Raw genomic sequence first — 24,293 nt, forward strand, 5'->3', positions numbered from 1 at the left:
AAAATATAATTATCTCTATTGTTGGTCTATTCACTATTTGGAATTGGATTTTTTAATCACAGGGGGAATTTTCACATGTCAAACTACGCCAAAGAAGAAAAGCTTACAGGGGGAAACGTCTCAAACGTATATCGTTCTAAAAATACTGTTCGACGAGAATTGAAGCCAGACAGTGCAAAAGTTCATAAGTTATTACAGCATTTAGAAAACAAAGGTTTTCATTACGCACCAAAGTTTTTAGGTATAGATGAGAAAAATAGAGAGACTTTATCTTTTATTGAAGGAGATGCTGGAAATTATCCTTTAAAAGAATATATGCGATCTAATGATGTGTTAAAAGAAATAGCAAAGATGCTTCGCCTTTATCATGATGCGGTAAGTGACTTTCCGTTATTAGATGATTGGAAACCTATGGACCATACCCCAAATAACATTGAGGTTTTATGCCACAATGATTTTGCCATATATAACATTATATTTAATAACGAGAAACCAGTAGGTATTATTGATTTCGATGTTGCTGCTCCTGGCCCAAGAATTTGGGATATCGCTTATACGCTTTATACTTGTGTGCCTTTAAGTAGAGTGTATTATACGGAATCAGGCGAGGCAATTCGTTATGAATCAACACAACATGCTGATCGTATAAAAGAAAGAGTGCAATTGTTTGTTCAGTCCTACGAGAAAAGTATGGACGAAGATTACTTAGGAATGGTACTACTACGCCTAGAAGCGTTATGTACGTATATGAAAAGAAAAGCGCAAGAAGGCGACTTGAATTTCCAAAGAATGATTGATGAAGGACATTTAGAGCATTATGAAAAAGATATGAAGTTTATTCGTGATCATGGAGCTGAGTGGATTTGATCATATTGTCTTTTTTTGTCGGTAAGTCGATATTTTTTGTCGAATCGTCGATATATTTGAAAAATCGTTGATATATTTTCATTTACTCTCGAATCGTGCGAAAAATAATAAGGGGCATCCTTCAAAAAGGGGCCCCTTCCTTTTATTTCGTAAATTGTGCTTCTTCTGTAGATCCTTTTAATGCTGTCGTTGATGAAGTACCACCTGTAATCACTTGTGCTACTTCATCAAAGTAACCTGTTCCTACTTCTCGTTGATGGCGAGTTGCAGAGTAGCCGTGTTTTTCTGCTGCGAATTCCGCTTGTTGTAGTTCAGAGTACGCTGCCATGCCGCGCTCTTTATAGCCGCGTGCTAATTCGAACATGCCGTAGTTTAATGAGTGGAATCCAGCAAGTGTTACGAACTGGAACTTATAACCGTAAGATGCGATTTCTTTTTGGAAGCTCGCAATTGTTTTCTCATCTAGTTTTTGTTTCCAGTTAAATGAAGGTGAACAGTTGTATGCAAGCAATTTCCCTGGATGTTCTTTATGAATTGCTTCCGCAAATCGTTTTGCATCTTCTAAATTTGGTTCAGACGTCTCGCACCAAACAAGGTCTGCATAAGGAGCGTATGCTAAACCACGTGCAATTGCTTGATCAAGGCCCGCCTTCGTACGATAAAATCCTTCTGGTGTTCTTTCTCCTGTAATAAACGCTTTATCAACCGGATCGATATCACTCGTAATTAAATCAGCTGCATCCGCATCTGTTCTTGCAACGATAATTGTCGGCACTCCCATTACGTCAGCAGCAAGGCGTGCTGAAATTAAATTACGTACCGCTGTTTGCGTCGGTAGTAATACTTTTCCGCCTAAATGCCCGCATTTTTTCTCTGAAGATAATTGATCTTCGAAGTGCACACCTGATGCACCTGCTTCAATCATACCTTTCATCAGCTCAAATACGTTTAATTGTCCGCCAAATCCAGCTTCTGCATCTGCTACAATTGGCACGAAATAATCTGTATCACCGCTTCCCTCCATATGCTGAATTTGATCCGCACGTTGAAGCGTTTGATTAATTCGTTTTACTACAGCAGGTACGCTGTTCGCTGGATATAAACTTTGGTCTGGATACATATGTCCAGAAAGGTTTGCATCTGCTGCTACTTGCCATCCACTTAAATAAATTGCTTTTAACCCAGCTTTTACTTGTTGCATCGCTTGGTTTCCTGTTAATGCGCCAAGTGCGTTAATATAATCTTCCGTATGAAGCGACGCCCAAAGCTTTTCAGCACCGCGGCGCGCTAATGTATGCTCAATATCAATTGATCCACGCAGGCGAATTACATCTTCTGCCGAATATGGACGTGTGATCCCTTTCCAACGCGTATCTAATTCCCAGCTCTCTTGTAATTTCTCGATTCTTTCGTTTTTCATTTGTTCCATCCCCTTTTCACTTTTTATAAAATTTCATAACCCGGTAATGTTAAAAATGGTACAAATTCATCATTCCGAACGAGATTTGTAAATAACGTTGTTGCCTCTTGGAATCTCCCTTTCTTAAAGGCTTCTTTACCAATCTCTCTTTCTATTTTTGCTAACTCTTCTTCTTTTAGCTCTTCCATTAATTCAAGTGTAATATTACGACCATCATTTAATTTTCCACCTTCATGGCGAATCCATTGCCATACTTGTGCCCTAGAAATTTCCGCTGTTGCTGCATCTTCCATTAAGTTATAAATTGGTGCTGCTCCCCGGCCGCTTAACCAAGATACAATATATTGAATACCTACGCTAATATTCAGACGAAGACCCTCTTCTGTAATCGTTCCCACTGGTACTTCTAATAAATCCTTTTCTGTAACATGTATTTCTTCACGTTTTCTAAAAATTTGATTTGGCGTTTTCATAATGTGATTAAATACTTCCATCGCGACTGGTACAAGTCCCGGGTGGGCAACCCAAGTCCCATCATGACCGTCTAAAGCTTCGCGCTCCTTATCCGCACGCACTTTTTCAAAAGCTGCTTCATTCGCTTCTGGATTGTTTTTAATCGGAATTTGTGCTGCCATCCCTCCAATAGCTGGTGCATTACGGCGATGACAAGTTTGAATGACTTTCAAAGAATACGCGCGCATAAACGGCGCCGTCATCGTGACTTGCGCTCTATCAGGAAGTAAAAATTCATTATGATTACGGAAAGCTTTTAGAAAACTAAAAATATAATCCCATCTTCCGCAATTTAATCCAGCAGAATGATCTTTAAGCTCATACAAAATTTCCTCCATTTCAAACGAAGCGTGAATCGTTTCCAGTAACACCGTTGCTTTGATCGTTCCATTTGGAATACCAATATATTTTTGAGCAAATACGAAAACATCATTCCATAATCTTGCTTCTAAATAGCTTTCCATTTTCGGTAAGTAAAAGTATGGACCGCTTCCTTTTTCTAAAAGAGCTTTCGCATTATGGAAAAAATAAAGTCCGAAATCTACTAAACTACCAGACATATTTTTTCCATCAACTTGCATATGTTTTTCTTCTAAATGCCATCCCCTTGGACGCACAATTAATACAGCTGTTTTACTATTTAAACGATATTCTTTTCCGTTTTCATTTTTATGTGAAATCGTTCCCTTTACTGCATCTCGTAAGTTTATTTGACCTTCAATTGCATTTTCCCAAGTTGGTGAATTCGAATCTTCAAAATCCGCCATAAAAAGATGTGCTCCTGAATTTAAAGCGTTAATAACCATCTTTCTATCTACTGGACCAGTAATCTCTACGCGGCGATCCTCTAAATCTTTTGGCAATTTAGCAATTGTCCAATCCGCTTCACGTATGTGCTTCGTTTCTTCTAAAAACTTCGGAAACTCTCCTGCATCAATTTTCTGTTGTTTTTCCACACGTTTTTGTAAAAGTTCTATGCGGCGCTCATTGAAATTTTCATGTAGTTCCTTCAAAAAACTAAGCGCCTCAGGTGTCAATATTTCGTTGTACGCTGGTAACATTTCTCCCACGAGTGTAACCCGTGAAGTTTGCGTCGACATATTAGCATCCCCTTCTTAAACTGTTTTATAACAGATTTGATTTTATGTTTTATATTATATAACAAATCTTCAGAAAAGGAAGTTTTTTTTGAAAATTCATTTCATTTTTTTTCAAAATGCCTTTCTTTCGCGCTTTATTCCATACAAAAAAGACCACTGTTATACAACAATGACCTTTTTATACATTCTATTTTACTTATTTAATTATTGCTGTTCTTCTTTAGCACCATGCAACATTGCTTTGTATAAAAACTGTGCGTATTGTTCTCTTGTTACTTTCATAGATGGGCCAAATTTATTATCGCCAATTCCCGCTGTAATACCATTTGTTTGTATTGCACTAATTGCATTCTTTGCCCATGAATTTGCTGGAACATCATTAAACGTATGCGATCCCTTCGCCTGTAAATCAAAAGCATTCGTAAGAACTTGCGCCATTTCTGCACGAGTTAACGTTGCTTTCGGTCTAAAGTTTCCATGCTCGTCTCCCATGAAAATTTCTAGTTCCGTTAAAGCTAATATCTCTTCAATAAAGTTTGTTGAATTTTCATCAATATCTCCATATGGGTTTTCATATTCATCTTGTTCTTCTATATCAAACACACGATAAATTAGAGCTGCAACTTGTTCACGTGTTACGTCATCTCCAAAACCGAAAATTCCATCCCCATATCCAAATATAATTTCGTTTGCCGCTAAATTATGAATTGCTTCTTCTGACCAATGTCCTTTTGGTACATCTTTAAATACAATTGGATTTGTATTTTGTAGCGGTGCACTTTCCGCTTTTACATAATTACTCTCTGCTGAGAATAACACTCCACCCATAATTGTTAATGCCGTAGCTGTTTTTAATAATTTTTTACTCATCAAATTATCTCCCCAATATGTATATGTTTTTTAAAAAATATACATAACAAATGATATAGTGACAATAGATCTTTCGACAAATTTCGTGACATTTCTGTGAATCATATTACACATCATGTCTTTTTTACGGAGTTGATTATAAAGCTTATGTACAAAAATAAAAATACATAAAAACGAATAATAATTCTGATACGAACAAACAAAAAAGCACAAATAGTTCTATTTGTGCTTTCCTATTTCACTCTATTTCCAGTCCTCTTTCAAATGATAATTAATAATCGCATTGTTTATAAACTGAGCATATTGTTCTCTCGGTACAGGGCGATTTAAGTCATACATACCTTTTCCAGTTCCTGTCACAACCTGATTGGATTGCAGTGCACTAATTGCCTCTTCTGCCCAATGTCCTTTTGGTACATCTTTAAATGTATGCTTTTGTTTTGCTTTGAAAGTATATGCCTTTTGAAGTACTACTGCCATTTCAGCTCGAGTAATTGGCGCTTTCGGTCTAAAGTTTCCATTTGTATCACCTTTAAAAACGCCACGTTTTGTTAACGCTAAAATTTCCTTTTGAAAATCAGTTGAACTGCCAGAAATGTCTTTGTATGGATTCGCTATTGCCCCTTCGTCTTTCATTTCAAGTGTTTTGTAAATAACCCCAGCTACTTGTTCACGTGTTGTAAGGTCTCCAACACCGTACTTTCCATTTCCGTATCCAACTATAATTTTATTATAAGCTAAATCTAAAATAGCATCATATGCCCAAAATCCGTATGGAACATCATCAAATACAATCATTTCCGGATATTCTTCCGCTTTTACAGGGGCCACATTCGTCCCTGCAAATATACCACCTGCCATTGTCGCAATCATCATTACACCCAATATTTTTTTCTTCATTGTCCTCTCTCCCTATTTCCATTTTATGTTAAATAGAAAAATAATAGATAATACGAAGTTATCCATACTACATATGTAGTATTTTCAAATAAAATGAACTTCATTATTTCAGGAGTATTAATTTGTTGGTGAATGTAAGATAAAATGCACATCTTCTAGAAGGAACATTTCGATTACCTTTCTGCTTTATACCTCCTTCTTTCTTATTTCAAAAAGGAAGCTGTCACATCTAAGGTGTTATATATTAAAAATTCTACAATCTCTTTGTGAACTCCTTTACATTTTTAAATTTCACTTTATTAACACAAAAAGACGCAAATCGTATATAGTTGCTTCTTTTCAACATTATGAATTAGCACTTTCCTTCATCGATAATTCCTTCTCTGTTCCCTTGCGAAAAGTTAGCGCCATTCCTACAAATATAAGAACAATTCCTACTACTTGCATACTAGTCGGTCTAAACCCAGTAAAGACCGTATCTAATAGTATTGCAACCGCAGGATCTAAAAATACTAATACAGAAATCATTCTAGTAGATAAATCTCTTAAACTGTCAAAAAATAAGTAATATACAAATCCAGTATGTATAAGCCCTGTCGCTGTAATCATCATCCAGTTCATCTCTGTTAATCCTTGAAACTTGCCAAAATCTACGAATGGCAGCAATAAAAATATACCTAAAAATGTTTGTAAAAATGTCATCGCATATGCGCTCGTATGCTGAATTCCTTTTCCTAGTAAAGTAGTAAAAGCATAAAATAGTGCCGCAAGTAGTGCCCATACCATGCCAGATGACATCAGTTTTTCAAGTGATAAACTTCCATCTACTCCAGCCACTAACACTGTACCGATAAAACAAATGACAATGGACAAAACAGCAAACATTGTAAGTCTCTCTTTAAATACGATACTACCAATCATTAATACGATAATGGGTGCTAGATGATAAACTGAAATTGCAATTGTAATCGACATAACTTCAAACGCTTTAAATAGAAATACCCAGTTAAAAACGAGAAATACACCGCATGCTAATATTTGCATGATTTCTTTTTTATTCCATTGCTCACTTTTATATTGTCCTGTTACGAGCCAACATAATGCTAAAAATATAGTCGCACAAATACAACGAACGAATACTAATTCAAAAGACGGTAAACCTGTTTGAACAGAGAAAAATCCAATTGATCCAAAAATAGACATCGAAAGGATCATTTTTATAGCCGGCATTGATTTTGAATGAAACAAAATATTAACCTCCTAAATATTTAACTGAATATTCCATATATTATACACTATAATTTTCCAAAACTCGAATAACGCATAAAAAAAGAAGCAGTACACTACCGCTTCTTTTCCCTTTCATATTGTTCAAACGTATGAATTCTTTCGAAAATTGGTGGATGTGTGTATAAGAAAAACTTCACTAACGCAGGAGGATTTACTTGGCTTAAACTCGTTTTTGATAAATATTGAAACGTTTTTACACCAGATTTCCCGTCCTTTGTCATGTCTAAAGCGTATTGATCTGCTGCTCGTTCTTCTATACGAGAAACGTAGTTTGTTGCTGGCTGTGATACAAAAGAGAGGACAGAAGAAATTAAGAAAAATAAAGGTAAAATTGAGAAACATGCTGCTTTTGAAATTTGCAGCGTATCCCCCCATTTTCGAATACACATATTGATAATACGACTAATGAGGTACATCCCTATAAACGATAGCAACACATAACTCGCAACGCCCCAATATATATGTTTCATAACATAATGCCCCATTTCATGGGCCATTATAAATAAAATTTCTTTATCTTTTAATTGCTTAAGCGTCGTATCCCACATTACAATACGCGAGTTAAGTCCTATTCCTGTTACATATGCATTTAACGCATTCGTTTTTTCCGACATATTGACTTCATATACATGTTTTGCTGGAATATCAGCTTTGTCTGCCATCGCTAAAATTTTTGTTTCTAATTCTTTATCTTTCAGCGTCGAAAAGTCGTTATACAGTGGATCAATCACGACAGGCTGTATGAATGTTAAAAAGATTGTAAACGGAACAGAGAGTGCCCAGCCTGCTAACCACCATCTCTTCGGGAATTTACGGATAAGCCAGAGAAGAACCGTAACTACAATTAACATAGTTGCATAACTTTCCCAAAAACCGATAACATGATCTTTTATCCAGCTTTGTGTACTTTGCGTTGAAATGCCGTAATCAACGGAAACTTTTCGGCTAATCCATTGCATCGGCAAGGCAAGAACTGTTGTAAGTAATGATAAATAAAAGAAATAAATCGCAACTTGCAGGACACTTATTTTCGTCGTTTCCTTCGACCATTTCTCAAACTTTTTTGAAATACCGAGCACAAGTACAAATAATAAAATAATCCATTCAAGAGGCGTCGCTAAAAAATACAGTAAATTTTTCACGCGCGAATAATCTTGGCTTAGCGTAAGCTCTCTTGCATTCATAAACGTTTCTGGATCTGCACTCGTTCCTTTGTACATGTCAGGAATTAGTTCATGATTCCATCCAAATAAATACCAATATATAAATAACGCAAACCCAACGTACAAAAAAAGCGACCACCCGATAACCTTTCTCACGCTATTCCCTCCTCTATGCTGCCTGTCTATTATTATTGTAAGTTCGTACATGCTAAATTAGAACAAGCTTATTACGCGAATTGCTCGAGATCCTTTTATTTACATAAAAAAACTCTTCTACAAATAGAAGAGTTTTACCTACCTTTAGACGTTTTCTTCGGTTCATACTCTGGGATAAGAGACGTACTTACAACCCAGCTTTTATATAGCGTATATATTCATAGTCTTGAAAAAATAAAGTCGTTACAATAAGCGTAAAAAATACAATTAAAACTAGTACATATCCTATTTGCTTCTTAGATAACATAACGTGCCTCTTTAAGGAAGTACATCCATTAATAAGCTAAAATCTTGTAAAGAAAAAGAACTATATTTCATAATACCTTGTACAGCTAAAAGTAAAATAAGACCGGTCACACACATATAATTAACGCTTTCTTCACTCTTTTTTTCAGCAACTACGCCGCCACTAATACATAAAATCCCTAGCAAATGAAGTGCTAAATACATAAAGAAATAAGCTTCCTCCCAGCGAAGAATAACGTTGACTGTCGTTATTAGCACAATACTAAGCACAATCAAATAAAAAAACTTATTTGATGATATTGTTTCATTCATATAATTTTATACATCCCTTTCAAATTTAGAATGAATGATGCTTCAAAGCTATAAAGTAAATGATTGTTTTCATACTATAAAGTGAAACTTTAATCAGTGGGGGTTTTCTTCATCCCCCACTGATTATTAGTTGAACCAATCGGACTTTTATGGGCAGCCCGCCCCCCACCTAACTTCTTTGCTTTCGCTGCATTTTGAGTTGGGGGTCTTACTGCCCATTAAAGTGGGGTAAAACAAAAGGAAAGCCACTATTACTTTCTCGAATATTTTATGAACCCACATATACTTCTCTTCATTTTTTCTGAAGATGCGCTTCATCATTTCTTCTACTATTAGACCAAATATTAGTAAAACCCCTAGCACAATAAGAAGAGAAATACTCCGGAAACACAATCGTATCTACTACAGGTTGAAGTCAATGACAAACGCTTTTATCACACATATCTGTAATAGACGTAGCATCTATAATGTCTTTCAATATTTTTTCAACCGTCTTCTTCATCTCATTTACTCCCCACGACGTCTGAAAAGCTTTTTTCCTGCTCTACATATATAGCGGGCATTTCTTTACTCCAATATTTGCGGTTAACAAATAAAAAGATGAGTACTAGGTTTAATCCTGTTATAAAAATAATAAGTCCTGGAAAGAACGTCGTATAATTTGAGAAATCTGCAAAACTCATTATCTCTTCTTTATTTATTAAAAAAGAAGCACCGATTACAAATGCATTGTTTAACATGTGAATAGCAATTGGCATGAGTAAACTATTCGTACGAATATATACGATTGATAGTACAACGCTAAATACAATTGCACCTAGGAAATCAACGTGTAACAATGCAAACAATATTGCTACAACAATGATCGCTATACTCGTTCCCCATTTTGCTGCGAAGCGTTGCAGTAAAAATCCGCGAAAAACAAATTCCCCAATAATTGGTGCGATGAATACGACCATAATAACTTGATAAACATATCCCCCAGTGCTATCCATAATCGGTTCGCGTAATGCGTTCATAATAAATGTCGGTGTAATCCATGCAAAGCTATACATGTACAAAATAAGATATCCATAACTAAACACGCATAACATGATCGTAATGTATAAAACTTGCATCAGGTTAAATGTTTCATTTCTATTAATAAATAATGAAAATGCAACACGGTGTTTTTTATACTCAAAAAAAATCCACGTAATCGGCAGAATATAGAATATAAGAATATTTATAAAAGTAGAATTTTGCATATGAAATGTATTTTCTATCAATTCATTACTGGCTCTTGCAACTACAGTTAATAGTGCAAATACAATTAAAAAATATCTAGCTCGCATCGTTTGAAACGGATTCACACTCATCTCCTCCCCTATGTTACTTTTATCATATCATTTGATTCTTAATTTTTTGAGAAAGAAAACCTTAAAATTTCCTTAAAAATTCCATAAGTTACCGAAAAATGATATGATATTCGAGGAAATTAGGAGGGATTTTTTATGTATGAAGCAAATATTTTGCTCGTTGATGATGAAACAGCAATTTTACAATTACTAACTACCATTCTTGAAAAAGAAGGTTTTTCTCATATTACAACTGCAACATCAGCTGAAATAGCTTTATCTCTCACAGAGCAAAACGATTACGACTTAATTATTTTAGATGTCATGCTTCCTGGACAATCTGGTTTTGATATTTGTCCCATCATTCGACAGAAAACAGATTGCCCTATCTTCTTCCTCACAGCTAAAACATCTGATTTAGATAAAATATCTGGATTTTCACATGGTGCAGATGATTATATTACGAAGCCATTTAATCCACTTGAAGTAATAGCTCGTATGAAAGCACAACTCCGAAGACATATGAAGCAAGTAATGACACATGAACAAAAAGCACACTCTAGTTCATTTGGTAGATTTGCAATTGATCGCGATTCCGCAGAACTGACAGTGAATGGACATGTTGTCGAATGTTCTGCTCAGCTATTTCAGCTATTACTCTTCTTTTGCGAGAATCCAAACTACGTCTTTTCGAAGGAAGAAATATACGAAAAAGTTTGGGGAGCACCTGCCTATAATGGCGATGACAATACCGTTATGGTTCACATTCGAAAACTACGTGAAAAAATTGAACAAGACCCAAGTAAACCAGAATATATAAAAACCGTTCGCGGACTTGGCTATAAGTTCATTACAAAGTAGGGTGACGATATGAACTTTAATAAACGACTTATTATCCAGTTTATTCTGCAACACGTATTTGTTTTAGTTACATTACTAATTGCTGTAGTAGCTGCTTTCACTTATTTAATTTTTCTTGTTACTAGTACTTCATATGAACCGAATATTCCAGATGCTGATAATTTTATGATTGCAAGATATATCTCTTCAGAAGATGGCGATATTTCGTTAAAAACTGAAGTAAAAGACTTAATGAAAGAGAAAAATGATTGGATTCAAGTTGTAGAGGAAAACGGAAAAGTTCTCTATCACTTTAATACACCTAGTGACGTACCGACATCTTATACGAAGGCATCTTTATTCTCATATATACAGAATCACATAGAAAGCCCTTATACATTTACGTATTGGGAAATTGAATTAGAAGACAAGAATGTGCTTGTTATTTATGGCAGTATGTTAAAAAGCAATGAATTACTAAAAACAATCCAGAAAACGCACCCTTCTGTATCTACAGATTCGTTCACATTAACAGAAGAAGAACAGCATTTACTTACTAAAGAAAAAGCAACACTTCAAATCTTTAATAGCGTTGGCGAAGAAGTATTCTCCTATCCAAACGGAAAGAAAAAAACATTTTCTGTTATACAAGCCGCTCTTAGTGAAAAAGAACCGTGGAATCATAAAGAAAACACGTCTAGCTTTTATGACACAAATAGCAATCATCTCCTTGTTGTAACTGCCAAAAATGAGCACTACTACCCAGATGATGAAATAGAAGATGTATTTACTAAAAAGTTTCTAATTGGATGCGGATTAATCCTTCTTATCGTATTTGTTTATTTAGTTATTCTTTCTATTTGGTACGGTAATAAATTTGGAAAACCGTTATTACATGCGATGCGCTGGCTTAAAAACATAGCTGGCGGAAAGTACGAAGAACCTGTTAGTAAAAAAGGGAAACCTATCAGATTCAGGCGATCTGGTAAAGAAAAATGGTCATTCCGCTTGTTTCGAGATGTTACAAGTTCACTAGAGCACCTTTCTATTACACTCCAAAAAAATGATGCGATGAGGCAAGTACTGCAGCAAACACGTGAGGAATGGATTACCGGTCTCACACATGATTTAAAAACACCACTAAGCTCTATATACGGCTATGCTTTATTACTAGAATCACAGCAATACAACTGGACTGATCGTGACATTCAACAATTCGGTAGTGTTATGAAAGAGAAATCTCAATATATGACGACATTAATTGATGATTTAAGCTTAACGTATCAATTAAAAAATAACAGTCTTCCTGCGCAACACGTAAATATTGAAATGAATCAATTCGTTCAAAAAGTATTATTACAATTCATTAATAATCCGACACTTCAAAATCAAAATATTGAATTTGTACCAAGCTCAAACAAAATTCAATATTTCATTGAAGAAAAATGGTTCCAGCGTATTATCGAAAACTTACTCGTAAACGCGGTAAAACATAATAACGAAACGACTAATGTCATCGTAAAACTTTCTCAAAATGAAAATTCATTTACACTATCTATTTCCGATAACGGAAAAGGAATGGATGATAAAACGAAAGAGCTTCTATTTGAGCGATATTACAGAGGAACAAATACAGAAGAAAGCAACATCGGAACGGGACTTGGCCTCGCTATTACGAAACAGCTCGTTCATGCTCATAACGGAACGATTTCTATCGATAGCGAACTAGGAAAAGGAACAACAATTATACTTGTGTTTCCGTTTCGTTCATAGAAAAGACGCTATGTGGCGTCTTTTCTTTTTTCTATTCTGGGAGAATTCAGCGATAAATGAAATGATGTAGACCATCTTTATGAGTTATTTTAACGGTATATGAAATGATGTAGACCATCTTTATGAGTTGTTTCAGCGGTATATGAAATTATATCGGCGATTTTGCGAATATATCGGCGCAACTCGAATTATATCGGCGATTTTTCAAATATATCGGCGCAAATCAAAATATATCAGCGATTTTCTGAATATATCGACTTACCGACAAAAATCGACAAAAATAGCACCCCATCTTATATGCAAAGCTCCTGAAAAACAACGATTCCGCCCGCGCCAATTGAAATTTCACGAAATAAAAAAGCGAGCCATTTCTCAATGACTCGCTCTCAATCTATTATTTCTTCTTCACCGGTATCCAAAGCTCTACTTGAGCGAACTCACTTTTATCTTCGTGGCAACGCTCATCGTATAGTTCAAACTCTGTAAAGCCGCAATGTTCATAGCCTGAATGCGGGAACCATTCTGAGAATACAGCGTTCCACGTTTGGTGAATAGACGATACCATTTCTTCATGAGGAACTTTCGGCGTTGTAAATACTGCATATGTTGCTGCTGGGAACGTACGCTTTGCAATTTCATTTGGTACATTTTCAAAGCCTGTAACTTCCATTCCAATAATATACGTGAAGTCCCCTGTTTCTAAATTAAAATCAGTACATAATCCAAGCTCTACCCATTGGCTCGTATCTTTACGATTCGGAATTGTCGTTCCAAGATCTTTTTGTAAATATTCTTGCCAAAATGCTGGAATGTCTTGATGGTTTTTCCCTTCCTTACTTGTCGTCTTCAGTTCATAACCCGCCACTAAAAATTCTGGTTTATTTACAATACGATATTCCATTTGTATGCCTCCTAAATACGGATTTAATTTTCTTTGCTTTACATTCACACTGTAATACATCGGTGTTTCTATTTCTTGCTTTCGATATTCACTCGGTGTCATTTGAAATAATTTTTTAAAGGCTCTCGTGAACGTTTCGTGAGATTGAAAGCCATGCTCAAATGCGATATCAATAATTTTTTCATTCGTATGAGAAAGTTGATAAGCTGCCCGGGCTAACCTCCTCTTTCGAACGTACTCCATTACTGTATCACCTACTAACGCCTGAAATACACGATGAAAATGCGATTCAGAAAAACCTGCAATACGCGCTAAATTACGCAGCGTCTGTTTTTCCATTACATCTTCCTCAATATAATCAATGGACCTTTGAATTTGTGTTTCATAGCTTTCCATCTCTGTTCACCCGCCTTATATGTATTATGATAAAAGAGAATCTTATCCAATTCTTGACGTTTTTTACTATAATTCCATAAAACATTGTAACTTTTTTATATGTATTTCGTTGTTATTTATGAAGGGAGGGAAATTAGTGAAACGCAAACAATCATTAGAAGACATTTATACAGAGCATATGCATGATTTATTTCGCTATCTTCTCTCCCTCACCGGAGATTCTCATTTTGCTGAAGATCTCATGCAAGAAACCTTTTACCGAATGCTCGTCCATATTGACTATTATAAAGGAGAAGAAATTAGGCCGTGGTTATTTACGATCGCCTACAACGCCTTTATCGATTGGTATCGAAAAGAGAAAAAATATAAAACAACTACAGTAGAAGAATTCCATTTACCAAACGTGCCAAGTACAGAGCATGAATATTTTGTAAAACATGAGATTGCTAGTTGGTTAGACAGTTTATCTTCTCTTCCGCTTGAAAGACGAAATGTCCTGTTACTACGAGATTACTACGGATTCTCGTATAAGGAAATAGCAGAAATGACCGGTCTCTCATTAGCGAAAGTGAAAATTGAATTACACCGCGGACGGAAAGAAGCAAGAAACATAGAGGAGTGATACAGATGGGTTGTGCAGCATTTAAAAAATTATGGGAGAAGTACGAAAATGGAACGCTCACGCATGATGAACAGGAGCTGTTAGAAAGTCATATTGAAACATGTGAAGAGTGTGAAGCTTACTTAGATGAGTTGCTTTTGAAGAATGAACCAATAAAGAAAAAACTACCACCACAAAATCTGAAAGTCCCGTTTTGGAAAATAAAATGGAAACAACGTTGGCAAACCGTTAGTTTTGTCCTTGCTGTTTGTATAGCAATCTATTTTGTCGGTCATTTTTCGTCTTCTCTTTACTTCTATAATATGAAAAAGTTAGCTGAAGTAAATGAGATTCCAGCACTCGCACTAGAAGCAACCATTCCAAATAGTCGTTCCGCTGGAGGCAGTACAAAAATCAAACCCTTTTTCCGTACAGAAAATGAAATGAATTTAGTTAAAACTGTCGGCAAAAAAGAAGTTCAATTCGGTACCGTAACAACGAAAAGCTTCTTATCGTCTGTAACTGTTACAAGTAAATCTTGGGCAAACAAATTGAATTACTCTAATCTTTATTTTGTTCATCCAAAAATAAAACAAGGTGATCACTTAAAAGAATCGTCTAAAAAAGTTTGGGATACACTTGCAAAAGTACATGATGGAACCGTTGCTGAAGTAGCTATTTCTTTTGACAAACCATATACGTTAAAGGAAATAGAATCCATACTATATAGCGTATTTGAAGCGCAAGAAATGCCACCAACTCCTGTATGGTACGCTTTAGACACAGGACAAGAGAGAATAGATGAGGAAGATTTCATCCTACATGGCGGAGAGGCTATCGGATTTCCAGAACATATAAACCTCCCTGATAGTGAAGCAGAACGACCGAAGACAAAAGAAGATGAAGTAATCGAAATGATGCGCATTCTTTCTGAGCATAAAAAAACTGTAAGCAAAACTACTTGGACTCCTGAAAAAGAGCTGAACTTAGATAAACGTTATGAGTATGTAAAAGATAACGGCGTAAAAGTATATGGAATTGTCATTACAGGCCCGTCGAAAGAGTTATTAAAATTACAAAACTCGCCTCACGTTCGTTATGCGACTCTTGGAGATATTGAGGTTTGGAATTGGTTTGATCAGTGATGTAGGAAAAGTAGAGCATCTAGAGGTGATGCTCTACTTTTTTAATCCGAAACCACCTTCACATACATCCCTCTCACCGCTTTTTCATAAGCAATCTCACTCATCTTCCTTATGTTTTCTGACACAACAGACGATGGAACGACTTCCCCTTCACGAAGTAACGACGGATCAATAAGACGGACTTTATTGTTCTGATATAAATCATAATCATTTCTATCTTCTTTTACTTTTACATTCGGATGAACTTTGCTTACTAAAGCATGTACTTCCGGATCACTACATTGCTGCAATTTCAAAATTAGCTCATCATCTTCAAGAAGAAAATCATCTGCATGAATAACCTTTTTGTGTAGAGCTAACTTTAGCGTTTTTGCTAACATATCATTTCCGTAACTATTCATTGGTTGCATAAAGAAATCAATGACTTCTTTGTAATATGTTTCTGTAAACCACTCTGCCATTTCGATGTTTTGAAGGACCATTTTTCCGTTTACTTCAATTACATCCTCTAAAAAACTGTGAGCTTCTTCTAAAGAAATATACCCATATGTATACATATCTCGTAACGTATAATCCACTCGATCTGCGCATAATTCGGGCGCTGACCTTTCCAATAACGTCCACTTTGAATCATCTAACAAAATCTCTTCATAGTTATAGCCATACTTCGCAAGAATCGCTGGAATTTCTGAGTGTTTCACAACAGAACTAAATATCTCTTCATGATAACTTTCATTTCTATTATCAAAAACGTAATCAATCACATGGGAGAAAGCAGTATGCGATACATCGTGCAGTAAACCTGCAATTTGCTCTTCTACTGAACCACCTAGCTTTTTAACTAACAACATAACACCAACTGAATGATCAAAGCGCGTTACATTCCATTCCTTGTTCACTAAATAACTTGCGCCAGTTTGATGAATACCTTTTAGTCTTTGCACAGACTTACTTAAGATTAATTCTTCTACTACTGGATCCACTTTAAATTCTCCGTATAGTATATCTGATATGATCACTTATAATCCCCCTCTATCTTAGCCGCCTCTTATAATCGTACCTCTTTTATAAAATCAACACTAACAAAAGTTTTAAATCCTAATATATTGATATTAAATTAAAAATATTGTATATTATACATGTCTGTTATTTGTTTTAATTCATTTATTTTTATTGAGTGCTCCTTATATGGAGCCTTTTTTATTTGTAAAAATAGAGAGCCATTAGCTCTCTATTACATACACTTATTCAAACGTAACATCCACCTGTACAACCTCAGATCTACTTCCAAGTCTAAGCGGCGGTCCCCAAAATCCGAAACCAGAAGAAACAATTGCGTGGAATGCACCTTTTTGTGCGTATCCCCAATCTAGTTCGTACATTCTTCTCGTTACAATATGATTGGGCGCCATTTGTCCGCGGTGCGTATGACCGGATAATAGTAAATCTACGCCAGCATCCGCTGCTTGTTTTAACTCGAATGGTTGATGATCCATTGCGATAACTGGCATCGTTTTATCTACCGTACTCATAAGATTTTCAAAACTTTGGCGATCTCGCTCAGTTTTATCTCTTCTTCCAACGAGATAAAACTGATCTTCAATTGTAATTACTTCATCTAATAAAATGCGAATATCAATCTTATCCATCTCTTGTATAAATTCTGGAACTGCTCGCCCGTAATATTCGTGGTTTCCTAACACACCATATACGCCTAGTGGAGCTTTCATCTGTTTCATAATATGTCCCATATTTTTTTGAATGAACACACCTGGATGATCATCGATAATATCTCCTGGCAGTAAAATAATATCAGGCTCCATTTCATTTACATGATGGACAAGTCTTTTTAAATGCGAAACGCCAGATAGTTTACCAAAATGCATATCAGAAGCCATCGCAATGCGTAAGCTTTTACGTCCCTCTACTTTTTTCGGTATGTGCACCTCGTATTTTCTTACTACCGGGCTATATGCGTTGAATACTCCGTACGCAAAGATTAAAATAAATGCAGCTAACACAGCCGCCCCTGTCCAAATAATTGCCGCTTCTTGCTCCACTGAAAACTGTAAAAGAAAGACCATAATATTAGCTAAAGGCAATAGCATAAGCGCGTATTGTATAACCGCAAACCAAATCGAACCTATCGTTCGTAGAAATGGCAAAAACTTAAACACTTGCACGAGAATGTACGCATATGACATGAAGCCAACAACGAAAGCGTAATATCCCCAAGACTCCCAGCCAAATACCGTATGAAGCCAAACCCATCCGTTCCAGCCGATGTAAAACATAAGTAGTGTGTATACAAGTAACATAGTAAATATATTGAAATAACGACGATTCTTCACAGCGCGCCTCCTTATGTATTTCTTCTATTATATCTTGTTATGCACGTTAAACGTAAATATTAAGCACTGCAATCTTCACAATAAAAACCCCTAATTGCTAGACGCAAATCTAACAATTAGAGGTGCAATGCAAAACAACATTCCTTTTATAGATTTTCGTTATAGAAACTTGTTAATTTTTCAACCGCAATTTTTACTGGTTCTGGTTGATCATATAAATCGTAGTGACTCGCACCTTCCACAACAAGTAAATCTTTCTTCTCTGAAGCTGCTTTCTCATAAAGCTCATGACCATCTTTATAAGAACCGAATGCGCCTTGCTTGCTGCCGACAATAATTTGCAGCGGCTGCGTTAATAACGTATCTGCTAAATGGAACGCATCAAAACCAATTACCGATCCCATACTCGTAAAGTTTAATTTGTTTGGAGAGTTCACACTTTGACCTCGCGGCGTTGTGTAATACTCAACCGCTTCTACAATATCTATATCCGTCATACCTGCTGCCGCTAACTCTTCCTGATTTTTAGGAATCCAATTTGTAATCATTTCTTCTGCTCCGCGCGCTTCAGCAGTACGTTGTTTACCAATTGCCTCTAACACACCAATCGGGTTAGACTCACGATTTAAACGGCCGATATTTGCACCAACAACTGTACCAACCGCTTTAATGCGGCGCTCTGTCATAGCAGCATTTACCGCATAACCACCGCCTGCACAAACCCCTAACACACCGATACGTTCTTCATCTATATAAGGTAGGGTAGTTACATAATCTACCGCTGAGCGAATATCCTCAACACGCGCAGCTGGTTCCTCAATATATCTCGGTGCCCCTTCACTTTCACCTTGATATGATGCATCGAATGCAAGCGTTACATAACCTTGTTCTGCTAACTTTTCCGCATACAATCCTGCTGTTTGATCTTTACAGCTACTACCTGGATGCACACAAACAATCGCTGCATTTTGTTTCTTTTCCTCAGCACCTTCGGGAATGTTCAAAATACCTGCAACTTGTAAACCTCTTGCATAAAATCGTACATTTTTCTTCGTAACTGCCATATATAAAACCACCTTTATCTCATTTTTAATTTTACACTTGTGAGAGTTATTACTCACGTGTATATTTATAATAAAGCGAGCAACCACTTGTTTCAATGACCACATTTACGCATTTGGGTCATAATACACACATACAGAAATATGTGTATCAACAACGGAGGAACCCATATGGAGAAAATCGATCGAAGAATTATAAAATCACAAAACGCCATTCAATCGGCATTTATAGAAATGTTAATTACAGATGGTTTCGACGAAATTACAGTAAAAAACATTACCGAAAAAGCAAACATCGGGCGAAAAACTTTTTACTTACACTATCTAGATAAGTACAATTTATTAGATAAAATTGTGGACGATCATTTAGACCAATTAAAAGAAATATGCTATGAGAAACAAAACAAAGGGTTTATAGAAGGAACGATCATATGGTTTGAATACTTCAAAGAACATAAACCATTTTTCGCGGCGTTATTTAAAAGTAACAGCACATTATCGTTTCAAAAAAAGTTATTAACTTTCATCATGGGTGAAATAGAGAAGAAGTTAAACACAAACACATCAATAAATAAAAACATCGATAAACACATCATTTTAAAATTTTTAGGAACGGCTGTCATGGGCATTTTAGAATCTTACGTGTTAGACGAAATTGATAGTGATGTTGCGTTTGTTGCGACGCAAGTTGGGGAGTTGATGAAGAGGAATATATAACGGTTATGAAAAAGCGCACCCAGATTGTTGAGTGCGCTTTTTTATCACCTCATATATTAATTGTATCAACATAATACAGCCTATCATCCATCTGAAAATACATAACAGATCCGCGGCTATAATAAGCAACAAATTGAATCGGTTCTCCTAGTTCATTACGAAGATTCACATCATGCACATGATTATTATTTAAATCATAAACAACCAACTTTTTATCTTAAGTAATGAACACTACTTTATCTTGAGCAACCGCAAAACTTTCTGACCATATTTCCATAGTTACCTTTATTTCATTCCACGACATATGAAATTTTTTATCTTTCATTTGAACTAAAGGATATTCTGAATAATAGAGCCAAACGTCTCCATCTAACACATTTATTGCATAACAATCAGCTATATAAGATATTTATAAAAAAGAAAAGCCGATATCAGCTCTTCTTTCTACAAATTATTTTTCATTTAATTTTCACCATCCATTTCCTCTGCTGTCCCAGGTTAAAATTCTTTTAGTTTTTTTCAATATCTCTACTTTTTTCTCCATATAAATATCCCTTTTTACTAAAAAAGATGTTTTACACTCCCCTCTAGAAATATATTGCTCCAATGCTATTTGTCATCATAGAGTGTAAATGAATTAGCGGGGAATTGTTGTGTAAAATTAGAAGTATTGAGTTGTTCTATTGGTTCTTGAGATGTTTGTTTCATGTGTCGTTTTTCAAATGCTAATTGTATCCTTTGTAGCATAATATGTGCTGTAATAATAGTCAGGATGAAAAATGTAATAGGAACCATTGGAATCCAAGGTTGAACGGAGAGGGAACGAAAATAGAGACCAATTAAACCTGACCATTCATTGCTAACTGACTCAGCTTCATTTCCGTAGAAAAGAATTGTACCACCAAAAAATAATTCTAAAATACCAAAATGAGAGAAAATGATTAAAGTTTGTACAAATTGTTGCATCATGACAATGATTAGAATAGGAAATATATTTGGAAATATGTGTTTTATAGCGAGATGAAATTTGCTTCCTCCTAATATTGTAGCAGCTTCTATAAATTCTTCGTTCAGTATCTTTTTTGTCTCTTTTGCAAAATAAAATATAAGAACGGGTAAAGCGAGAATGACTAAGACTACGATTTCAAAGGATGCTCGTTCAAAGAAAGAGGGAGCTGGAGACCCGTTTTGAAAACGCAATACTGTATCAAGAATAAAGTAACCAATGAGGGTCATTGGAACAACTGTAAAACAATCAAAGAGAGCTTCAAGTGTCTTAAAACTTTTTCTTACATAAAAAGCGAAGAATAATCCAATTGCTAGCCCGATAAATGTTCGTAGAAATGCTATCAATAACGATATACCAATGGTCCATTTCGCTCCATCAACTACTCTATGTAATAAATCAAATCCCTTCATATCCGTACCTAACAGAAAAGTGAAAGAAGGGGGAAATGGTGCCGCTTGTACATTACCACTTTCATCATATAGAATAGATGTTTGGCGAACTTTCCCATCAAAGAATATGGAATTTCCAATGCTTACTATGATTAATAGAAGCAAAAAGGATATACAAATTATGAAATACTTATCTCTTTTTAAATGGGCCCACATGTTAAGATTCTCCTTTCAATTCATCAGGTATGAAAATATTGAAAAGCTTAAAGACAATAAAGATAGGAATGTAAATTAAAAACAATGTAACGCAAAATATTTCAGGTGCTGGTTCTAATTCGGTATTATACGTTTTTAAAAATGTGAAAATACCTTGAACATTGAGTAAGTATTCAATAATGTATAAATTAGATAACATATACCAAATATTTGTTTTTGAGAAGTAGAGAGTACTTAAAAAGACGTTTCTCAGAACGTGACGATTGAGAATATAAAACGTGTCAAATCCTTTGGCACGTGCTAGCAAGGTATAATCTTTTTGTAATTCATTTTCAAAACGTAGCAATAGTAGCTTGTTAAACATAAGAATAGTTGGAAAACTTAAGCAAATAATTGGAAATAGTAAGATTGAGTTGTCTTTTGTACCAGCTATATTTGCGATTAAAAAGTTTGTCTGTTTATAAATCCAAACGACAAGTAATTGGAGACATAAAATAATAAAAATATCAGGAATTGCTTCTAATAGTAAAAAAAATGATTTTATTCTTTCTCTTTTTTTTACAGGGAGTAGCAACAAGGCATAAACAGTCATAAAAGAAACTAATACGGAAATAAGAAGAGCAGCTAAAAAGATAATAATCGTGTTTCCATATTGAATTAGAATTTGAGGAAATAGGGGTTTTGCAAATTTCGTGTAAGTTAATGGATCCCACCCTATTAATTTAGAGGTGACGTCCGTAAGTGTGTGCAGGTAATTGTTAAAGTCAATCTTCATCCCAATAAATAAGTGCGGTAACGTGCCGATAAATATAATGATAATAAACGATAAGAATAAGTGGAACGGTATCGTTAAATATGTTTGTGCAAAATTTTTTTTCATGTTAGCCTAACCTTTCCTATAAAGTGAAGCTACCATCAGTAGAGATTCTCTACTGACGGTAGCCTAATGAACTAGTTTTTACAACAAATTCAGGAAAAAGAAACACTTCATATACTTGAATTGAAAGGGAAAAAATTTTTATTCCTTATTTATTAGGGATGCTAAATGTTTTTATAAACAAACTAACAACCTCTTTTCAAATTATTGGTAATACAATGAAAATTTTAACAATAAAATACAGAATATTCAATATAAAATTTTTTTCGAGTTTTTTCAATTTATAGCACATTAATTATAAAAAGAACCAGTTTCACAATTGTTTCTTTTCCTATTTGCTAGTAGAGAAGACATTAAATTACAGCAAAATTATTCAAAAAAATAGTTATAATTCATTTTGAATAGAAAGATTTATAAATTTCTTCAAGTTTTTTCAGTTTATAGCCCATTAATTATAAAAAAGAATCTGATTCACAATTGTTCTTTTTTATTTGCTAATTTACTGCTTGGAATATGATATCTTTCGAACATCTTTAATTTCTGTAATTCTCCCTTTAGATAAACTATCAGGAATTCCGGCCCATTACCTTTTTTGTATTTTTCGCTAACCCAAATTCTTTTAATACTTTCTTTTCAAAGCTTCAACAATAGACTTAAAACTGATTAACTCTTTACATACGATATCTTTCATATAAATAAAAACCCTCTCATTGATTCTAAACATAAAAAATAAGCGTCAAACTCCCTTAATTCTAATAAGTTTGACGCTTACCCTCCATTATAATTTTATATACTTCACCTTACTTACTCCAAGAAAATGTTAAATCCCATTGTTGCTTTCTATAATTTATTGGACTCATCTTTTCAAATGTTTGATCTTGGATATGAAAAACTATCTTCTGTATATTTGCTTTTGGATTGAATAAAAAATCTCTTAAATCGATATACTCTTCATTTATAAATACAGCTCCTTCTATAACAGAAAAAGTCTGCGCTATTTGGTCTACATCTATGTTTAAAATACATTTATATAAACTATTATCGTCCTTTAATAATAAGTCTGCTTTTATAAAGACATCCATATTATCTATTTCAAATATACTCTTAACAGTTGATGGTCTGACCCAAGTTTCATCTTGATACTCAAAGCTTTCATTTTCTAAGTCCCATTCCCAAATGGATGAAACAGAAAAATCTTCAAGATTTAGCTCCTCTATCGGTTTTCCATTAGTTGAACCCACCGGTGATTCTGCCTCTTTAACTATTTGAGGAATAAGATTACTAAAGTACATATTTCTCTCACTCGTTACTAATTCCTTAATAAGGGGATATAAATATAAAGTAGCCATTGTTCTTAAACCATTACTCGCTTTTAATTCTAATTCCATTGCTATAGAAAAAGTCCTTATTGATAAATAACTAATTCGAATGTTTCCATTAAGGACCGTAAAAGTTTCTCCCTCTATATTAAATTCCGATTCTTGAAAATTAAACTCTCTATAGTAATAACTTTGTTCCTTATGAATAAAATCAGGGTACTTATTTAAATATATATCTAAATAATCATCTTCTACTAAAGTCTTATATGTTGGACATACAATTTTAAACTGTAACTTTCGAGATTTAGAATCCACAACAATAAAGTTATCCTGTATGACACAATGCACCCAAGGTATATAAAATTGATTCCCCTCTATTATAAGCTTTGAAGGCTCTCGTTTTAACATTGATACCACCTCTTTTATACATCCTAACGTAACTCAAACCATTGATAAAAGTTCTA

At 34.8% G+C, this 24,293-nt stretch carries 21 protein-coding genes and 3 pseudogenes; 6 read left to right on the plus strand and 18 right to left on the minus strand.

Annotated elements, in window-relative coordinates; genetic code table 11:
- Positions 1 to 75 precede the first annotated feature (75 nt).
- Complete coding sequence (locus LMD38_RS20785) at positions 76 to 867, plus strand: phosphotransferase (protein ID WP_062822693.1); 792 nt, start codon at positions 76 to 78, stop codon at positions 865 to 867.
- Positions 868 to 1,009: 142 nt separating this feature from the next.
- Here the strand turns inward: LMD38_RS20785 and aceA are convergent, their stop codons facing one another.
- The 10 genes and pseudogenes from aceA to LMD38_RS20835 form a co-directional block, all read right to left on the minus strand.
- On the minus strand, positions 1,010 to 2,287 hold the full coding sequence (gene aceA, locus LMD38_RS20790) for an isocitrate lyase (protein WP_000787356.1): 1,278 nt from the start codon (positions 2,285 to 2,287) through the stop codon (positions 1,010 to 1,012).
- Between the two features lie 23 nt (positions 2,288 to 2,310).
- Entirely contained in the window at positions 2,311 to 3,900 is a 1,590-nt protein-coding gene (gene aceB, locus LMD38_RS20795; protein WP_228919963.1) for a malate synthase A, read from the minus strand.
- A 204-nt stretch (positions 3,901 to 4,104) separates the two neighbouring features.
- Positions 4,105 to 4,884: pseudogene (locus LMD38_RS20800) on the minus strand (S-layer homology domain-containing protein).
- Between the two features lie 129 nt (positions 4,885 to 5,013).
- On the minus strand, positions 5,014 to 5,670 hold the full coding sequence (locus LMD38_RS20805; RefSeq protein ID WP_016716778.1) for an S-layer homology domain-containing protein: 657 nt from the start codon (positions 5,668 to 5,670) through the stop codon (positions 5,014 to 5,016).
- Between the two features lie 345 nt (positions 5,671 to 6,015).
- Positions 6,016 to 6,918 carry a DMT family transporter gene (locus tag LMD38_RS20810; RefSeq protein WP_062822694.1) on the minus strand — a complete coding sequence of 301 codons (903 nt, stop codon included), beginning with the start codon at positions 6,916 to 6,918 and terminating at the stop codon, positions 6,016 to 6,018.
- A gap of 95 nt (positions 6,919 to 7,013) precedes the next feature.
- Positions 7,014 to 8,279, minus strand: a complete 1,266-nt coding sequence (locus LMD38_RS20815; RefSeq protein WP_062822695.1) for a M48 family metallopeptidase — start codon at positions 8,277 to 8,279, stop codon at positions 7,014 to 7,016.
- Between the two features lie 187 nt (positions 8,280 to 8,466).
- Positions 8,467 to 8,586 carry a hypothetical protein gene (locus LMD38_RS20820; protein WP_016716775.1) on the minus strand — a complete coding sequence of 40 codons (120 nt, stop codon included), beginning with the start codon at positions 8,584 to 8,586 and terminating at the stop codon, positions 8,467 to 8,469.
- Positions 8,587 to 8,597: 11 nt separating this feature from the next.
- Entirely contained in the window at positions 8,598 to 8,897 is a 300-nt protein-coding gene (locus LMD38_RS20825) for a hypothetical protein (protein WP_001006054.1), read from the minus strand.
- A 147-nt stretch (positions 8,898 to 9,044) separates the two neighbouring features.
- A pseudogene (locus LMD38_RS20830) lies at positions 9,045 to 9,399 on the minus strand (hypothetical protein).
- 1 nt (position 9,400) lies between these two features.
- Entirely contained in the window at positions 9,401 to 10,249 is an 849-nt protein-coding gene (locus LMD38_RS20835) for a CPBP family intramembrane glutamic endopeptidase (protein ID WP_061183260.1), read from the minus strand.
- 141 nt (positions 10,250 to 10,390) lie between these two features.
- Between LMD38_RS20835 and LMD38_RS20840 the strand changes: the two genes are divergently transcribed.
- Together LMD38_RS20840 and LMD38_RS20845 are read left to right on the plus strand one after the other, a co-directional pair.
- The gene (locus LMD38_RS20840; RefSeq protein WP_062822696.1) at positions 10,391 to 11,095 is read left to right on the plus strand and encodes a response regulator transcription factor; all 705 of its coding nucleotides are present in this window, start codon (positions 10,391 to 10,393) and stop codon (positions 11,093 to 11,095) included.
- A 9-nt stretch (positions 11,096 to 11,104) separates the two neighbouring features.
- Positions 11,105 to 12,847 carry a sensor histidine kinase gene (locus LMD38_RS20845; protein ID WP_016716771.1) on the plus strand — a complete coding sequence of 581 codons (1,743 nt, stop codon included), beginning with the start codon at positions 11,105 to 11,107 and terminating at the stop codon, positions 12,845 to 12,847.
- Between the two features lie 394 nt (positions 12,848 to 13,241).
- On the opposite strand, the gene LMD38_RS20850 is transcribed toward LMD38_RS20845, so the two are convergent.
- The gene (locus LMD38_RS20850) at positions 13,242 to 14,144 is read right to left on the minus strand and encodes an AraC family transcriptional regulator (protein WP_016716770.1); all 903 of its coding nucleotides are present in this window, start codon (positions 14,142 to 14,144) and stop codon (positions 13,242 to 13,244) included.
- Positions 14,145 to 14,262: 118 nt separating this feature from the next.
- Between LMD38_RS20850 and LMD38_RS20855 the strand changes: the two genes are divergently transcribed.
- Both LMD38_RS20855 and LMD38_RS20860 read left to right on the plus strand, forming a co-directional pair.
- Positions 14,263 to 14,766: an RNA polymerase sigma factor gene (locus LMD38_RS20855; protein WP_153016934.1), complete on the plus strand. Its 504-nt coding sequence runs from the start codon at positions 14,263 to 14,265 to the stop codon at positions 14,764 to 14,766.
- A gap of 5 nt (positions 14,767 to 14,771) precedes the next feature.
- The gene (locus LMD38_RS20860; protein ID WP_016716768.1) at positions 14,772 to 15,890 is read left to right on the plus strand and encodes an anti-sigma factor; all 1,119 of its coding nucleotides are present in this window, start codon (positions 14,772 to 14,774) and stop codon (positions 15,888 to 15,890) included.
- A gap of 41 nt (positions 15,891 to 15,931) precedes the next feature.
- On the opposite strand, the gene LMD38_RS20865 is transcribed toward LMD38_RS20860, so the two are convergent.
- From LMD38_RS20865 to LMD38_RS20875, 3 genes are all read right to left on the minus strand, one after another.
- Positions 15,932 to 16,909, minus strand: a complete 978-nt coding sequence (locus LMD38_RS20865; protein ID WP_062822697.1) for an HD domain-containing protein — start codon at positions 16,907 to 16,909, stop codon at positions 15,932 to 15,934.
- Between the two features lie 225 nt (positions 16,910 to 17,134).
- Positions 17,135 to 18,241 (minus strand): metallophosphoesterase, encoded by a 1,107-nt coding sequence (locus LMD38_RS20870; protein WP_062822698.1) that lies wholly within the window; start codon positions 18,239 to 18,241, stop codon positions 17,135 to 17,137.
- A gap of 146 nt (positions 18,242 to 18,387) precedes the next feature.
- Positions 18,388 to 19,305 carry an alpha/beta hydrolase gene (locus LMD38_RS20875; protein ID WP_061183266.1) on the minus strand — a complete coding sequence of 306 codons (918 nt, stop codon included), beginning with the start codon at positions 19,303 to 19,305 and terminating at the stop codon, positions 18,388 to 18,390.
- A gap of 168 nt (positions 19,306 to 19,473) precedes the next feature.
- Here LMD38_RS20875 and LMD38_RS20880 point away from each other — a divergent pair, with 168 nt between their 5' ends.
- A complete protein-coding gene (locus tag LMD38_RS20880) occupies positions 19,474 to 20,019 on the plus strand; it encodes a TetR/AcrR family transcriptional regulator (RefSeq protein ID WP_062822699.1) in 546 nt (181 codons plus the stop codon).
- Positions 20,020 to 20,068: 49 nt separating this feature from the next.
- Here the strand turns inward: LMD38_RS20880 and LMD38_RS28750 are convergent.
- The 4 genes and pseudogenes from LMD38_RS28750 to LMD38_RS20900 form a co-directional block, all read right to left on the minus strand.
- Positions 20,069 to 20,419: pseudogene (locus LMD38_RS28750) on the minus strand (hypothetical protein); the annotation flags it as partial.
- 209 nt (positions 20,420 to 20,628) lie between these two features.
- Positions 20,629 to 21,633 (minus strand): ABC transporter permease, encoded by a 1,005-nt coding sequence (locus tag LMD38_RS20890; protein ID WP_016716763.1) that lies wholly within the window; start codon positions 21,631 to 21,633, stop codon positions 20,629 to 20,631.
- 1 nt (position 21,634) lies between these two features.
- Positions 21,635 to 22,513, minus strand: a complete 879-nt coding sequence (locus tag LMD38_RS20895; protein WP_061183267.1) for an ABC transporter permease subunit — start codon at positions 22,511 to 22,513, stop codon at positions 21,635 to 21,637.
- Between the two features lie 797 nt (positions 22,514 to 23,310).
- On the minus strand, positions 23,311 to 24,237 hold the full coding sequence (locus LMD38_RS20900) for a hypothetical protein (RefSeq protein WP_061183709.1): 927 nt from the start codon (positions 24,235 to 24,237) through the stop codon (positions 23,311 to 23,313).
- Positions 24,238 to 24,293: the final 56 nt, after the last annotated feature.

The organism is Bacillus pacificus, assembly GCF_020861345.1.
Taxonomy (GTDB): Bacteria; Bacillota; Bacilli; order Bacillales; family Bacillaceae_G; genus Bacillus_A; species Bacillus_A pacificus.